16 protein-coding genes and 1 riboswitch are annotated in these 14,469 nt (G+C 67.0%); of the genes, 1 reads left to right on the top strand and 15 read right to left on the bottom strand.

What is annotated here, in order from left to right; genetic code table 11:
* Positions 1–130: 130 nt before the first annotated feature.
* Genes F3J45_RS25195 through cobO form a run of 10 tightly spaced genes read right to left on the bottom strand, consistent with a single transcriptional unit; the run spans position 131 to position 8,881 of the window.
* Positions 131–859: an adenosylcobinamide-GDP ribazoletransferase gene (locus tag F3J45_RS25195; RefSeq protein WP_167069556.1), complete on the bottom strand. Its 729-nt coding sequence runs from the start codon at positions 857–859 to the stop codon at positions 131–133.
* Position 860: 1 nt separating this feature from the next.
* The gene (cobC, locus tag F3J45_RS25190) at positions 861–1,418 is read right to left on the bottom strand and encodes an alpha-ribazole phosphatase family protein (protein ID WP_167069554.1); all 558 of its coding nucleotides are present in this window, start codon (positions 1,416–1,418) and stop codon (positions 861–863) included.
* Complete coding sequence (cobT, locus tag F3J45_RS25185) at positions 1,415–2,470, bottom strand: nicotinate-nucleotide--dimethylbenzimidazole phosphoribosyltransferase (protein WP_167069552.1); 1,056 nt, start codon at positions 2,468–2,470, stop codon at positions 1,415–1,417. Before cobT ends, cobC begins: the two co-directional genes overlap by 4 nt.
* Positions 2,467–2,988 carry a bifunctional adenosylcobinamide kinase/adenosylcobinamide-phosphate guanylyltransferase gene (gene cobU / locus F3J45_RS25180; RefSeq protein ID WP_167069550.1) on the bottom strand — a complete coding sequence of 174 codons (522 nt, stop codon included), beginning with the start codon at positions 2,986–2,988 and terminating at the stop codon, positions 2,467–2,469. Before cobU ends, cobT begins: the two co-directional genes overlap by 4 nt.
* A 1-nt stretch (position 2,989) precedes the next feature.
* Positions 2,990–4,444 (bottom strand): cobyric acid synthase, encoded by a 1,455-nt coding sequence (locus tag F3J45_RS25175; protein ID WP_167069548.1) that lies wholly within the window; start codon positions 4,442–4,444, stop codon positions 2,990–2,992.
* On the bottom strand, positions 4,441–5,433 hold the full coding sequence (gene cobD, locus F3J45_RS25170) for a threonine-phosphate decarboxylase CobD (protein WP_167069546.1): 993 nt from the start codon (positions 5,431–5,433) through the stop codon (positions 4,441–4,443). Before cobD ends, F3J45_RS25175 begins: the two co-directional genes overlap by 4 nt.
* Positions 5,426–6,334, bottom strand: coding sequence for an adenosylcobinamide-phosphate synthase CbiB (gene cbiB, locus F3J45_RS25165; protein WP_167069544.1), 909 nt, complete (start codon positions 6,332–6,334; stop codon positions 5,426–5,428). Before cbiB ends, cobD begins: the two co-directional genes overlap by 8 nt.
* Positions 6,331–6,981, bottom strand: a complete 651-nt coding sequence (gene bluB / locus F3J45_RS25160; RefSeq protein ID WP_167069542.1) for a 5,6-dimethylbenzimidazole synthase — start codon at positions 6,979–6,981, stop codon at positions 6,331–6,333. Before bluB ends, cbiB begins: the two co-directional genes overlap by 4 nt.
* Complete coding sequence (locus tag F3J45_RS25155) at positions 6,978–8,264, bottom strand: cobyrinate a,c-diamide synthase (RefSeq protein ID WP_240158551.1); 1,287 nt, start codon at positions 8,262–8,264, stop codon at positions 6,978–6,980. Before F3J45_RS25155 ends, bluB begins: the two co-directional genes overlap by 4 nt.
* A gap of 5 nt (positions 8,265–8,269) precedes the next feature.
* Positions 8,270–8,881 carry a cob(I)yrinic acid a,c-diamide adenosyltransferase gene (cobO, locus tag F3J45_RS25150; protein WP_167069538.1) on the bottom strand — a complete coding sequence of 204 codons (612 nt, stop codon included), beginning with the start codon at positions 8,879–8,881 and terminating at the stop codon, positions 8,270–8,272.
* Positions 8,882–8,999: 118 nt separating this feature from the next.
* Positions 9,000–9,219, bottom strand: a riboswitch (cobalamin riboswitch).
* A 166-nt stretch (positions 9,220–9,385) separates the two neighbouring features.
* On the opposite strand from cobO, the gene F3J45_RS25145 reads away from it, so the two are divergent.
* Complete coding sequence (locus F3J45_RS25145) at positions 9,386–9,964, top strand: hypothetical protein (protein WP_167069536.1); 579 nt, start codon at positions 9,386–9,388, stop codon at positions 9,962–9,964.
* 13 nt (positions 9,965–9,977) lie between these two features.
* On the opposite strand, the gene F3J45_RS25140 is transcribed toward F3J45_RS25145, so the two are convergent.
* From F3J45_RS25140 to F3J45_RS25120, 5 genes are all read right to left on the bottom strand, one after another.
* On the bottom strand, positions 9,978–10,511 hold the full coding sequence (locus F3J45_RS25140) for a C40 family peptidase (protein WP_167069534.1): 534 nt from the start codon (positions 10,509–10,511) through the stop codon (positions 9,978–9,980).
* Positions 10,512–10,648: 137 nt separating this feature from the next.
* Positions 10,649–11,263, bottom strand: coding sequence for a C40 family peptidase (locus tag F3J45_RS30625; RefSeq protein WP_205300672.1), 615 nt, complete (start codon positions 11,261–11,263; stop codon positions 10,649–10,651).
* Between the two features lie 151 nt (positions 11,264–11,414).
* Positions 11,415–12,122, bottom strand: a complete 708-nt coding sequence (gene hda, locus F3J45_RS25130; protein WP_008092169.1) for a DnaA regulatory inactivator Hda — start codon at positions 12,120–12,122, stop codon at positions 11,415–11,417.
* A 175-nt stretch (positions 12,123–12,297) separates the two neighbouring features.
* The gene (locus F3J45_RS25125) at positions 12,298–13,362 is read right to left on the bottom strand and encodes an AI-2E family transporter (RefSeq protein ID WP_240164703.1); all 1,065 of its coding nucleotides are present in this window, start codon (positions 13,360–13,362) and stop codon (positions 12,298–12,300) included.
* Between the two features lie 21 nt (positions 13,363–13,383).
* Positions 13,384–14,412, bottom strand: coding sequence for a DUF2066 domain-containing protein (locus F3J45_RS25120; protein ID WP_167069528.1), 1,029 nt, complete (start codon positions 14,410–14,412; stop codon positions 13,384–13,386).
* Positions 14,413–14,469 lie beyond the last annotated feature (57 nt).

Here is a 14,469-nt window from a genome sequence, read left to right as displayed (position 1 = left end):
GAAGCGAATAGCTTCCTCGAACAGGCCTGATACATAGATGCAACCGGGTAACCATGTTCAAAAGCAGCTAGACAATGTTGGCGAGTCCATACATAGGAGCGGGCTTGCCCCGCGAAGAGGCCAGCACAGGTCAAACAGCCAAACCCACCAGCACAGTGAGTTCCAGCAACTCCAGCAATGCCCCCGCCGTGTCCCCGGTCGTGCCGCCCAGGCGCTGGCACATCATCCGCCGCAACCCGCAAAACACCCCCAGCGCCGCCAGCAGCGGCCATACCACCTGCCAGCCACCCAGCACCAGGCACAGCCCTGCGCACGCCAGCAACACCCCGCCAGCCTCACGCCGCGGCAGGTGCTCGGCCAACGCCTGCCCCAAGCCGCCCTTGCGCACATAAGGCGTACTCAGGAACAAACCCAGCATCGCCGCCCGCCCCACCACCGGCGCCAGCACCAGCAAGGCACCTGCACCCCGCTCCACCAGCACCCACAGGGCACAGAATTTCAGCAGCAGCACCACGACCAGGGTAACCACGGCAATCGGCCCGCTGCGCGGGTCCTTCATAATCAGCAAGGTGCGCTCGCGGTCGCCAAAGCCCCCCAGCCAGGCATCGGCACTGTCGGCCAGCCCGTCCAGGTGCAGCGCCCCGCTGAGCAACACCCACAGCGCCAGCAACAGGGCCGCCTGCAGCGGCGCTGCGGTGCCCTGCAGGCCAAGGCTGGCCAGCCACAGCAGCAGGCCGAACAGCAGCCCTACCAGCGGATAGCACAACAGCGAGCGGCCCATTTCCCGTGGCTCGGGCATGCCCGGCAGGCTAACCGGAAGGCTGCTTAGAAATTGCAGGGCAATCCAGAACGGCAGCATCTCAAGCCTCCTCGCCCAGCACGCCGTCTTCCCCCATTACCAGGCGCACCAGCGCGCCGTGGCCGACCTCGACCTGCAGCAACTGCTCCCGGGGCAAACCACGGGCGCGCGCCAGCAGCAGGCGCATCACGCCACCATGGGTGACCAGCAGCACGCGCTTGCCGGCATGCGCCTGCTGCAAGCGTTCGACCGCGGCAAACACGCGATCGGCAAAGGCACTGACCGGCTCGCCCCCTGGCGGCGTGAAGCGGTAAGGGTCGGCCCAGAACTGCCCTAGGGCCTCGGCCTGGGTTTGCATGATCTGCAAGGCACTGCGGCCTTCCCATTCACCGAAATGCAATTCCTGCAGATCAGCCTCCAGCTGAACGGGCAGCCCCAGCGTCTGGGCGAAGCGTGCACAACGCTGCAACGGCGAGCTGACCAGTACATCCCAGGGGCCGGCAGCGGCCACGGCTTCGTGCATCTGCGCCCAGCCCTTGGCGGTCAGGGCATCGTCGAGGCTGCCGCGCAGGCCACCGCCCTGCTCGGTTTCACCATGGCGCAGCAGGTCGAGGATCATGCCGGGCGGTCCGCCACGGCGGCCTCGGCAAAGGTCGCCATCTGCCCGTGCAGGGCACAGGCCAGGCGCAGCAGCGGCACGGCCAAGGCGGCGCCGCTGCCCTCGCCCAGGCGCAGGCCCAGGGCCAGCAGCGGCTGGGCCTGCAGCTCAGCCAGCAAGGCCTTGTGCCCAGGCTCCGCACCCTGGTGAGCGAACAGCAGCCAGTCGCGGGACTGCGGGTTCAGGCGCACGGCCAGCAGCGCGGCGACACTGCAGATGAAGCCGTCCACCAACACCGCGATACCCTGCTGGGCGCAGGCCAGGTAGGCCCCGGCCAGGGCGGCGATCTCGAAGCCGCCGACGCAGGCCAAGGCCCGCAACGGGTCATCACGCTCCAGGCCATGCAAGGCCAGCGCACGCTCGATCACCTCAGCCTTGTGGCTAACCCCTGCGCTGTCCAGGCCGGTGCCGGGGCCGCTCAATTCACGTGCCGGGCACTCCAGCAGCGTGCTGGCCAGCGCGGCGGCGGCAGAGGTATTGCCAATGCCCATTTCACCGCCGATGAACAGCTGTGCGCCGGCCGCCGCCGCGCGCAATGCCGCGTCACGGCCAGCCTGCAAGGCGGCCTGCAGTTGCTCATCGGTCATGGCCGGCTCGCGGGCGAAGTTGGCGGTGCCGGCACCCAGGTGCAAGTGGCGTACCCCAGGCAGCGCCAGCGCCAGGTCGATGGTGCCCAGGTCAACCACTTCCAGGCTGGCCTGCAGCTGGCGCGCCAGCACGCTGATTGCCGCGCCGCCGCCGACGAAGTTGCGCAGCATCTGCCCGGTCACCGCCTGCGGATAGGCCGAGATGCCCTCCTCCACCACCCCGTGGTCACCGGCGAAAATGGTAATGGCGACACGCTCCAGGCTGGGGCGTTCGCAACCCTGCAGGCCGGCCAGGCGCTCGGCCAGCCCTTCCAGTTGGCCCAGCGAGCCGGCGGGTTTGGTCAGCTGCTGCTGACGGGCGCGGGCCTGGTCCATGGCGGCGAGGTCGAGGGGTTGGCAGGCATCACGCCACCAGGCGATTGTCATAGAGCAGGTCCTTTGAGCATAAGAGGAAGGCCGGCAACGGTCAGCACCACGCGCTGGCAGCGTTCGGCCACGGCCTGGTGCAGCCAGCCGGCCAGGTCGACATAGCGCCGAGTCAGCTCGCCCATGGGCACCACGCCCAGGCCGGTTTCGTTGCTGACCAGAATCACCGTGCCGGGTAACTGCACCAGGCACTCCAGCAGCGCATCGCGCTCATCGGCCAGGCGCTGGTCGTCGTCGAGCATCAGCAAATTGGTCAGCCACAGGGTCAGGCAGTCCACCAGCAGGCATCGGCCAGCGGCGGCTTCGGCGCGCAGTACGCGGGCCAGGGCCAACGGCTCTTCGATCAGGCCCCAGTCAGCCGGGCGACGCTCGCGGTGCAGGCGCACACGGGCGTTCATTTCGCCGTCCAGCGGCTGGCTGGTGGCGATATAGGTCACAGGCAGGCCACTGTCACTGGCCAGTTGCTCGGCCAGGCGGCTCTTGCCGGAGCGGGCACCGCCGAGAATCAGGTTGAGCATGTCAGGCGACTCCACACAGGGTGCGCAGGTGCGCGGTGTCCAGGTGTTGCTGCACCAGGTCCGCCAGGCGTTCGATATCCCGTTCGCGCAGCGCCTCGTAGTCGATGGTCAGGGCATCTTCCAAGCCCGCCCAACGCAACAGCGCGGCGCACGACTGGCTGCCTTCGAACAGGCCGTGCAGGTAGGTGGCGAGGATCTGCCCGTCGGCGCTGATGGCACCATCGCTGCGGCCATCGGCCAGCTGTACGGCAGGGTGCTGCAGCGCGGGGCCCGTGGTGACCCCAGCATGGATCTCGTAACCGGCTACCGCCGAAGCTTCGAGGTTCAGGGTGCCGGCGACGTTGCGCAATTGCTTGTCGGCTTCGAGCACCGTGGCATAGTCGAACAACCCCAACCCCGGGCTGGAGCCTGCTGGGCCTTCCAGGCCCAGCGGGTCGTGCACCTCGCTGCCGAGCATCTGCAGGCCACCACAGATACCGATCAGCTTGCCACCGTAACGCAGGTGCCGGGCAATGGCCTGGTCCCAGCCACGGGCGCGCAGTTGCGCCAGGTCACCGCGCACGCTCTTCGAGCCTGGCAGGATAATCAGGTCGGCCGGCGGAATCGGCTGGCCTGGGCCAATGAATTGAAGGTCCACCTGCGGGTGCAGGCGCAACGGGTCGAAGTCGGTGTGGTTGCTGATGCGCGGCAGCACCGGCACGATCACCTTGAGCACGCGCGCGTGCTTGCTGCCCTGGCGCCGGTCGATGCCGTCCTCGGCCTCCAGGTGCAGGTCGGTGACGTAGGGCAACACCCCCAGCACCGGCTTGCCGGTGCGTTGCTCCAGCCAGTCAAGGCCTGGCTGCAACAAGGCGATGTCACCCCGGAAGCGGTTGATGACAAACCCCTTGACCCGCGCCTGCTCGCTGGGCGACAGCAGTTCCAGGGTGCCGACCAGGTGGGCGAACACCCCGCCACGGTTGATGTCTGCCACCAGGATCACCGGGCAGTCCACCGCCTCGGCAAAACCCATGTTGGCGATGTCACCGGCACGCAGGTTGATCTCGGCCGGCGAGCCTGCGCCTTCGACCATCACCACCGGGTAGGCAGCGCTCAGGCGCTGGTGCGAGGCCAGCACGGCCTGCATGGCGATGGCCTTGTAGTCGTGGTAGGCCACCGCGTTCATGCTGGTGACCGCACGGCCATGGATGATCACTTGCGCGCCGGTGTCGCTGCTGGGCTTGAGCAGCACCGGGTTCATGTCGGTGTGCGGCGCCAGGCGGCAAGCCTGGGCCTGCACGGCCTGGGCACGGCCGATCTCGCCGCCGTCGGCGGTCACGGCACTGTTGAGCGCCATGTTCTGCGGTTTGAACGGCACCACGCCAACGCCCTGGCGCAGCAGCCAGCGGCACAGGGCGGTGACCAGCGTGCTCTTGCCGGCATCGGAGGTGGTGCCTTGCACCATGAGGGTGGTCATGCCGTTTCCTTCTGATAATCGGCCAGGGCCTGGGCCAGGCGCTGTTCATCGGCGGCGCAGGCGGGCAGGCCCAGGCGCACGGCGGCAGGCTCGGCGAACAGGCGCACGAGGATGCCACGGCGGGCCAGGAAGTCATGCAAGTGGGCGGCGCGGGCGCTGCGCACGTACTGGAACAGGTCGCAGCCGCCGCTGGGCGCCAGGCCGAAGCTGGCCAGCAGGCCGGCCAGGCGCTGGCTGGCCTGGGCACAACGCGCGATCTGCGCCAGGTGCGCGGGCGCGTCGGCAAAGCAGGCCTGGGCCAGCACACGGGTCGGGCCGCTGACGGTCCAGGGCCCCAGCAGTTCGCCCAGGCGCTGCAGCAGTGGTGGCGCTGCCAGGACGCAGCCCAGCCGCACACCGGCCAGGCCAAAGAACTTGCCGAACGAACGCAGCACGATCAGCCCCGGGCGCTCGGCACAATCGGCCACGCTGTGTTCGGGGGTGTTGTCCATGAAGGCTTCGTCTACCAGCAACCAGCCACCGCGCGCAGCCAGCCGCGCGTGCCAGGCCAGCAGGCGCTCGCGCGAAACCTGCAGGCCGGTGGGGTTGTTCGGGTTGACCAGCACCAGCACATCGAGGTTGTCGAGGGCACCCTCAACCTGGCTTTCATCCAGCTCCACCAGCTGATGCCCGGCACGCTGCCAGGCGTGGGGGTGTTCGGCATAGCAAGGCGACAACACGCCCACTCGCCCGCGTGGGCGCAGCGTGGGCAGGGCCTGGATGGCCGCTTGCGAGCCGGCCACCGGCAACAGGTGCGAGGCACCGTAATAGCGCCGCGCCGCGGCTTCGAGGCCATCTTCGACTTCTGGCAAGCGTGCCCAGGCATCCAGCGGGATGGGCGGTATCGGGTAAGGCCACGGCGCGATGCCGCTGGACAGGTCGAGCCAGTCTTCCCGGGCGATTGCGTATTGCTGCACTGCACGCAGCAGGCGGCCACCGTGCTCAAGCATTCAGGTAGGCTCCCAGGCAGATCAACAGCACCCACAACCACACGCCACGCTGCACCAGGCCCCAGCCGCGCTCGATGGCGTCGGCATCGGCCATGGGCCCTTCGCCCAGGCGCGGGCGCTCGTGCAATTCACCGTGGTACACCGCCGGGCCGCCCAGCTCGACGCCCAGCGCACCGGCTCCGGCGGCCATCACGGGCCCGGCGTTGGGGCTGTCCCACAGGGGCGCCTGCTTGCGCCAGCAGGCCAGGGCCAGGCGGGTTTTTCCAAGCAGCGCGTAGGTCAGCGCCACCAGCCTTGCGGGAATATAGTTCAGCACATCGTCGATGCGCGCGGCGCACCAGCCAAAGCGCTCGAAGCGCTCGTTGCGGTAGCCCCACATGGCATCCAGGGTATTGCTCAGGCGGTACAGCACCACCCCCGGCGCACCGGCCACGGCGAACCAGAACAGCGCCGCGAACACCGCATCGCTGCCGTTCTCCAGCACCGATTCGGTGGCCGCACGGGCGACAGCGGGCTCATCCAGCTCGCGGGTTTCCCGGCTGACCAGGTAACCCACACGGCGCCGCGCCTGCTCCAGGTCGCCCTGGCGCAGGGCATTGGCCACCGGCAGCACATGCTCGCCCAGGCTGCGCAGGCCCAGGGCGCAATACAGCGCCAGCACGTCAACCAGCCAGCCCACATAGGGCAGCCATGACAGCATCAGCGCCACCAGGGTCAACGGCACCACGGCAATGAACCAGGCGCTTACGCCATGGCTGCGCCAGCCACGGCCGCCAGGGTTCATGCGCCGCTCCAGGCCGGCTGCGAGGTTACCAAAGCCCACCAACGGGTGGCGGCGGCGCGGCTCACCCAGCAAAGCGTCCAGGGCCACCCCGGCCACGGTCAGCAAGGCCACGCTCATGGGCGCTCTCCCCATTGGTTTTCAAACAGCATCTCGCTCAAGGGCCGCTCCTGCGCCCAGTTTTCCTGCACCAGCATCGGCTGCTGGTAAAACTCGGTGACCGGCCCCAGGCACAGCACCGCCACCGGCTTGGCCCCGGCGGGCATGCCCAGCAAGGCAGCCAGGGCCTGCGGGTCGAACAGCGACACCCAGCCCATGCCCAGGCCCTCGGCGCGTGCGGCCAGCCACAGGTTCTGGATGGCGCAGGCCAGCGAGGCCAGGTCCATTTCCGGCAAGGTGCGGCGGCCGAAGATGTGTGCTTCGCGGTGGTCCATCAGCGCCGCCACCAACACTTCGGCGCAGTCATCGATACCTTCAACCTTGAGCTTCATGAAGGCGTCGGAGCGCTCGCCCAAGGCCTCGGCCGTGCGCACCCGCTCCTCCTCGACCAGCGCCTGAATGCGCCCGCGCAATGCCCGCTGGCTGATGCGAATGAAGCGCCAGGGCTGCATCAGGCCGACGCTGGGCGCCTGGTGCGCCGCCGACAGCAAGCGGCCAAGCAGCTCGGGGGCTACGCTGCCACCGGCAAAGTGGCGCATGTCGCGGCGCTCGCCAATGGCACGGTAAATCGCGGCGCGCTCGGCGGCGCTGTAGGCGTGTTCGCTCATGGCCGCAACAGCGCCGCCGCCGCGCCTGGGTTGGAAGGGAAATAGAAGTGCACATAGGAGGCCGTCAGCCGGCCCAGGCGGTACACCGCTTCGTTGCCACGCCCGCCGTTGGGGCTCAGGCCACGGGCGATGGGCTCAAGTTCGGTGCTGGTCAGCGAGTGGTGGTAGGTGTGCCCGCGCAGGGTGCCTTCCGGTAGCTCCACCGCTTGCAGGGCCAGGGCCGCCAGGCGCTTCTGCATGGTCGCCTCGCCCGGCAGCAAGCCCAGCAGCGCGGCGCGCTCGCCGGCCACATCGGTGAGTGCATCGAGCAGGTACAGCATGCCGCCACACTCGGCCAGCAGCGGCTTGCCCTGGGCATGGTGGGCGCGGATCGCTTCGAGCATGGGCGCGTTGGCGGCCAGTGCGTGGTGGTGCAGCTCCGGGTAGCCGCCTGGCAGGTAGAGGCTGTCTACTGCAGGCAGTTCACGGTCGTGCAACGGCGAGAAGAACACCAACTGCGCGCCGAGGCTGCGCAGCAGGTCGAGGTTGGCGCCATAGGTGAAGGCGAACGCCTCGTCCCGTGCCACGCCGATACGCACGCCACTCAAGGCAGCACTGCCCTGCTGCGGCGCAGGTGCAGCAAAGGCTACCGGCGGTGGCAGCGCCGCATCGCAACTGGCGCCCAGCGCTTGGGCCGCGGCGTCCAGGCGGGCATCCAGGTCATTCAGTTCACTGGCCTGAACCAGCCCCAGGTGGCGGCTGGGCAGTTCGATGCCACGCTCACGCGACAGCCCGCCATACCAACGCAGGCCCTCGGTCAGGCTGCCTTCGAGCAACTGCGCATGGCGCAGGCTGCCGACCCGGTTGGCCAGCACCCCGGCGAACGGCAGGTCGGCCTGGTAGCGCGCCAGCCCCAGGGCCAGGGCGCCAAAAGTCTGGGCCATCGCCGTACCGTCGATCACCGCCAGCACCGGCACACCGAAGTGGCGCGCCAGGTCGGCACTGGACGGGGTGCCGTCGAACAACCCCATCACCCCTTCGATAAGAATCAGGTCGGCGTCGGCTGCCGCTTCCCACAGCAGCCGACGGCTTTCCTCGGCGCCAATCATCCACAGGTCGAGCTGGTACACCGGCGCGCCGCTGGCCCGTTCGAGGATCATCGGATCGAGAAAGTCCGGGCCGCACTTGAACACCCGCACCTTGCGCCCGAGGTTGCGGTGCAGGCGTGCCAGGGCGGCGGTGACGGTGGTCTTGCCCTGGCCGGAGGCAGGTGCTGCGATCAGCACTGCCGGGCAGCTGCGCATTTCACTCACAGCTCAACGCCCTTCTGCGCGCGAATACCGGCCTGGAAGGCGTGCTTGAGCATGCCCATTTCAGTCACGGTATCGGCCAGTTCGATCATTTCGGGCTTGGCCGCGCGGCCGGTGACGATGACGTGCTGCATCGGTGGGCGGGCCTGGATGTCGCTCAGCACCTGGTCCAGGTCGAGGTAGCCGTGCTTGAGGGCGATGTTCAGTTCATCGAGCACCACGAACTGCACGCTTGGGTCTTGCAGCAACTGGCGCGAAACCGCCCAGGCAGCTTCGGCAGCGGCGATGTCGCGCTGGCGGTCCTGGGTTTCCCAGGTGAAGCCTTCGCCCATCACGTGGTAGCGCACCTGCTCGGGGAAGCGGCGGAAGAACAGCTCCTCGCCGGTGCTGTTGCGGCCTTTGATGAACTGCACCACGCCGCAGTGCATGCCGTGGCCCAGGGCGCGGGCGAGCATGCCGAAGGCCGAGCTGCTCTTGCCCTTGCCATTGCCGGTGAGCACCAGCAGCAGGCCGCATTCGTTGGGGGAATTGGCAATGCGCTCGTCGATGATCGCCTTCTTGCGCTGCATGCGCGCCAGGTGGCGTTCGTCGCGTTCGGTGGGTTCGCTCATGAAGGGTTCTCCGCAGGCTGGCGCCGCGTGAACAGCGACGGCAGGTAAAAGGCAGGCAAACGGAGAACGCGCAGGAGCAATGGCACAAGCCACGGTGCACCGCGCATCACCCTCCGTGATGCCGTTGGCAGTTTCAGGCCGGTCTCCGGGCTTGTGAGCGGGCCTTGGCCCGGAGCCTGCGCGCCTTCCCAGGGGTTCACCCAGTGGCTGTGCGCAGCTTCGACTCACCTACCGTTGCGGGGGCAGCGCCGGATTCGCGCCTTGTTGGCGGCCACCGGCTTCCCAGTTTCACCCTGCCAAGTGGGGGCTGGCAGGGCACCTGAAACACGCGCGAAGGTTAGAGGGTTGCACCGGGACCGTCAATCGAACCCCGCCGCCGCGCACTGGCAAAAGTGGCCTGGATCAATGGCCGATCCGTCGGCTTGTGCCACACTGAGCAAGGTGATATCACATAGCCATCATTTTCGGCACGACGCGATCACAACGACAACAGGAGTGCGCCGCATGCAAGGCCAGATCATCAACAACCCACGCCTGGAGTTCCTAAGCCCGGTACTGGAGCGCTGGGTCGACTGCATCGACCGTTTCAACCAGTTCAACGGTGATGCCGAAGCACCCTACTGGCACGGCATCCAGACCAACACCGGAATGCTCGCCGCCGCTGCCTGGCAAGCCGAGCTGGCCACCCTGCAACAGTTTGCCAGCAACAAGCAGCGCGACGAGGGTGAGCTGGAGGGGCGCTGCGACCTGTCGATCTGCAGCGCCGAGGAGGCGCTGTACCTGAGCGTGAGCCAGCGCTGGCCGAAGGTCGCGCGCCTGGACATGGCCGCAGCCCTGCAGGAAACCACCAGCATCGCCCGGCACATGGCCTACGCCAGCCAGTTGCGCGCCGGTGCGCTGTTCATCACCCCGTGGAAAGTTGGCCAACACGCCAGCCCCGAGGAACTGCAAGACCTGGTGGAAGACCTGCAGAAGCACAACGCCTGCGCCATCGCCTGGTACTTCCCCTATGCCTACCGCAAGCTGCACAACCAGATGGGCCAGTACTACCCCGGCGTGGCGCTGCTGCTCAAGCAGGCGTGAGCCGGGCAGTGTTTCAGCGGTTCTGCGCCAGGTTACCCTGCGGGATCACGCGCTTGGCCTGAAGGTAGGCTTTGGACCAATAGCTGTTGGACAGGTAGTCCAGGCGCACCGTGCCGCCGGTGGAAGGCGCATGCACGAAGCGCCCCTCGCCCACGTAGATGCCCGCATGGCTGACCTGTGAACCACCGCCCGTGGCGAAGAACACCAGGTCGCCGGACTGCAGCGCGTTGATGTCCACGGTTGGAGCGCGCATCACGATCATCTCCCGCGTGGAGCGCGGCAGGCTGATGCCGGCCGCGTCGCGGTACACGTAGCCGATCAGGCCGCTGCAATCAAAGCCCGAGTCCGGGGTGTTGCCGCCCCAGCGGTATGGCGTGCCGACCAGGCCAATCGCCCGGATCAGCACATCGTCTGCCAGGGGCGAGCCTTCGGGTTGGCTATAGGTAATGCGTGGCTGCACCACGGGGGCCGGCGCCGGGGCACGGCTGGAGCAGGCGGCAAGCAGTGCCACCAGGGAAAGGAATGCGAAGCGCGCCATCATCGCCATGGCCAGAACATCCTGTCTGAGACCGCAGGGCCGCAGCCGAAAAAGAGTTGAGAATTTAGATTAGACGCTTTCTGTAAATGCGCACGGCGGCGAGCTTTTTCAGCTACGCCGCCGTGGCAGGGTACATCATTTTGATATCAGTTGCGCGCGATATTGGTGGTCGGCGCCATGGCCAAGGCGCGCTTGGCTTCGATGAAGGTCTTGCTCCAGTAGCGGTCACCGAGGCTGTCGATGCGCACACCGCCGCTGCGGCGGCTGCTGGAGTGGATGAACTGGTTGTCACCCAGGTAGATGCCGGCATGGCTGACGCGGCCACGGCCATTGGTGCTGAAGAACAGCAGGTCACCCGGCTTGAGCTTGTTGCGGGCTACCTTGGGCGCATCGACGTTGATCATTTCGCGGGTGGAGCGCGGCAGGTTCATGCCGGCCTCTTCGCGGAACAGGTAGCCGATGAAGCCACTGCAGTCGAAACCGGACGCTTCCGAGGTACCACCGAAGCGGTAGCGGGTGCCGATCAGAGACATGCCACGCTCAAGGATGCTGTCGGCCAGCACCGGGAGCTGATAAGGCTTGCTGCTGGAGAAGGCCTCCAGGTCATCTTCGGTGGCCTGTTCTTCTTCGCCGAAAACGGAAGAAGCAGAAGCATGGGCCTTGGTAACCGATTGCGAGGCAACCGGGGTGTGATCCTGAGGCTGGGAAACCGGGCCTTGGGCCGCGCAGCCAAAAAGCAGGGTCACGAGTGCGAGGGGCACGAGGGGTGCGAAGCGCTTCAGCATGGGCACGACCGTGTCTGTAATCCTTTAGAAGGGGGAAACTATGCCCTCTATCACGGCCATTTGCAAATTTTATCGAAAAAGATGTGACTTTTTCGTTTTGCCCCTCAGAGCCCAGTGTTTACGGGCTTTACCAGCCGAGGGTTTCCTTCAGGAACGGGATGGTCAGCTTGCGTTGTGCCTGCAGTGAGGCTTGATCGAGCCGTTCGAGCAGGTCGAACAGCGCGCTCATGCTGCGCGTGCCACGGGTAAGGATGAAATGGCCGACTTCGTCGGTCAGGTGCAGGCCACGGCGCGAGGCGCGCAGCTGCAGGGCGCGCAGCTTGTCTTCATCGGACAGGCCGCGCATCTGGAAGACCAGGGCCAAGGTCAGCCGCGACTTGAGGTCGGGCAGTTTGATCGGCAGTTCGCGGGGCGAGGCCGAGGCCGCCAGCAGCAGGCGCCGGCCGCTGTCGCGCAGGCGGTTGAAGAGGTGGAACATGGCCTCTTCCCAATCCGCCTTGCCGGCGATCACGTGCAGGTCGTCGATACACACCAGTTCGTACTGGGCCAGGTAGTCGAGCAGTTCCACGCCGCGGTCGAGCAGTTGCGCCAGCGGCAGGTACACGGCCGGTTCGCCGCGTTGCTGGAAGCGGTGGGTGGCGGCCTGCAACAGGTGGCTGCGGCCAACGCCCTGCTTGCCCCACAGGTAGATGAGGCTCTCGGTCCAGCCGGCATCGGCTTCGCATAGCCGCTCGACATAGCCCAACGCCGCGGCATTGGCGCCCGGATAGTAGTTGATGAAGGTGGCGTCATCGCGCAGGCGCACACCCAGGGGCAACTGGATCGGTGGTTTCATGCTCGCGGGCAGTCGGGACGACCGCAGGGGGCCTTTGGTGAACAATGTGCAAAGTCTATACCCGCATTGCGGGGCGCACAATCACGCAGGCAGATAGCGCAAGGAAAATCAACGAGTTGCGGTGTGTGGCGAGGGGCCTGGGCGTTGAAGATTTCACCTCGGGCCCCTGCTGTCATCAAAGATCCGGGTCAGGATCACCCGCATACATGTCCGATTCTTTGTACAGATCGTGCACATGCCGCAGCAACACCATGATCACCGCCGCCACCGGCAGCGCCAGCAGCACGCCGGTGAAGCCGAACAACTCGCCACCGGCAAGAATGGCGAAGATCACCGCCACCGGGTGCAGGCCGATGCGGTCGCCCACCAGCAACGGGGTCAGCACCATCCCCTCCAGCGCCTGGCCGACCATGAACACCGCCACGATGCCCAGCATCGGGTACAGGTCGCCGCCGAACTGGAACAGCCCCGCCAGCAACGCCGCGCCAATGCCGATGATGAAGCCCATGTACGGCACGATGGCCGCCAGCCCCGCCAGCATGCCGATCAACAGCCCCAGTTCCAGGCCAACCAGCATCAAGCCTGCCGAATAGATGATGCCCAGGGCGACCATCACCAGCAGTTGCCCACGCACGAACGCCCCCAGTACCTCGTGGCACTCGCCCGCCAGGCTCACCACCTGCTCCTCCCGCTGGCGCGGCAGCAGGCTGCGCAGCTTGGCCATCATCAGGTCCCAGTCGCGCAGCAGGTAGAAGCCCACCACGGGGATCAGCACCATGTTCGCCAGCCAGGCGATCAATGCCAGGCTCGACGCGGTCGCCTGGGACAGCACCACGCCGACGATGTCGGTGGTCTGGCCCATGTGCTCGCCGATGGCGGCCTTGATCTTGTCGAACTTCCAGAAGCCATCGGCCAGGCCCAGCTTGTGCTGCACCCAGGGCAAGGCCACGTGCTGCAGCCAGTCGAGGATCTGCGGCGCCAACTCGTACAGGCGCACCAGCTGCTTGGCCAGCATCGGCACCAGCACCAGCAGCAGTGCCATCAGTACCAGGGTGATCAACCCGAACACCACCACCACGCCCCAGGTGCGCGACAGGCCCAGGCGCTCCAGGCGATCGACCAGTGGGTCGGCCATGTAGGCCAGCAGGATGCCCACCAGGAACGGGGTGAGGATGTTGTGCAGGCTATAAAGAAGCACGAGTACCAGCAAACCCGTGCCGAGCAAGATCCAGCGGCGCATATCAGTCACCAACGGTACTCCTTACCAGTGAAAACGCAGGCCGTCGAACGGCTTGGCCGCGGCGGGCGGCGGGTTCGTGCCAGGCGTTGTCCCTGGGGCGGCCGGCACTTCCTGCAACTTGGCCAGGCCAAGCTGGGCACGCAACTGCTCAGGGCTGCCGCTGACGGCATAGGTCAGGGTGCCACCCTCGGCCAATTGCAGGTGTGGGCCATAGGGTTCGAGCACGCGGCTGAGTTCGGCATAGCGCTGCAGGTTCATGCCTTGTACCTGCAGTTGTACCTGGCCGCTGCTGCCGGGCTTGGTGACGTAGCGTGGCGCCAGGCGGTTGCTCACCGCCAGCATCACCGCATCGGCCAGGGCCGCCTGGTCGGCGCCCTCGGCAGTGCCCTGCTCACGCTGGTTACCCAGCCACAGCTGCCATTTGCCCTGCCACTTGCCATCGGCTTGCTGGGCATGCACAGCCAGCAGGGCATCGGCGCCATAGCGCTCGGCCGCCTCACGCAGGGGCGCGGGGTCGTTGCCTTCGAGCTGCTTGGCATTAGCCACCAGTTGCTCCTGCAGGTCGGCCAACGGCAGGCGCAACGGCAACCCACGGTGCTGCGCGGCGTGGCGCAGCGGTTGGGCACTGGCCTGGCCATCGCCGACCAGGTTACTGCCCTCGGCGCTGTCGTTCAGCCACCAGCTGAGGATCGACGGCCGGTTGCTGCCCCACAGGGCCAGGCCCGCCTTGCGCAGGGCCTGCTCGGTGCTGCCCGGGTCGAACTCGACCAACACCGCCTCTGGCGGCCCGGCTTCGGTGCCGACCTGGTTGACGATACGCTGCGGGTCTTTGCGCAGCTCGGCCAGGGCCGGGTTCTGCGCAGCCTTCGGGTCGCCAGTCAGGCGCAGCACCAGGGTTTCGAAGGCCTTGGCGGTGGCAGCAGTGCGGGCTTCGGCGCCCTGCCCTTCGAGCGGTTGGTGGACCTGGTAGAGCCCGGAGACATTTTCAGCCTGGGCGGTGAGCGAAATCAGGGCCAGGCAACTGGCTGCCAGAATGGTGATTGAACGCATGGGGGATTCCTGTCCTTTTACCGCAATGCCTATACCTTATACACGGGGGCAGCAGGT

It is taken from the genome of Pantoea sp. Ap-967, from assembly GCF_011752565.1.
In the GTDB taxonomy this organism is placed as follows: domain Bacteria; phylum Pseudomonadota; class Gammaproteobacteria; order Pseudomonadales; family Pseudomonadaceae; genus Aquipseudomonas.
This window is presented reverse-complemented; position numbering and strand designations above follow the sequence as displayed.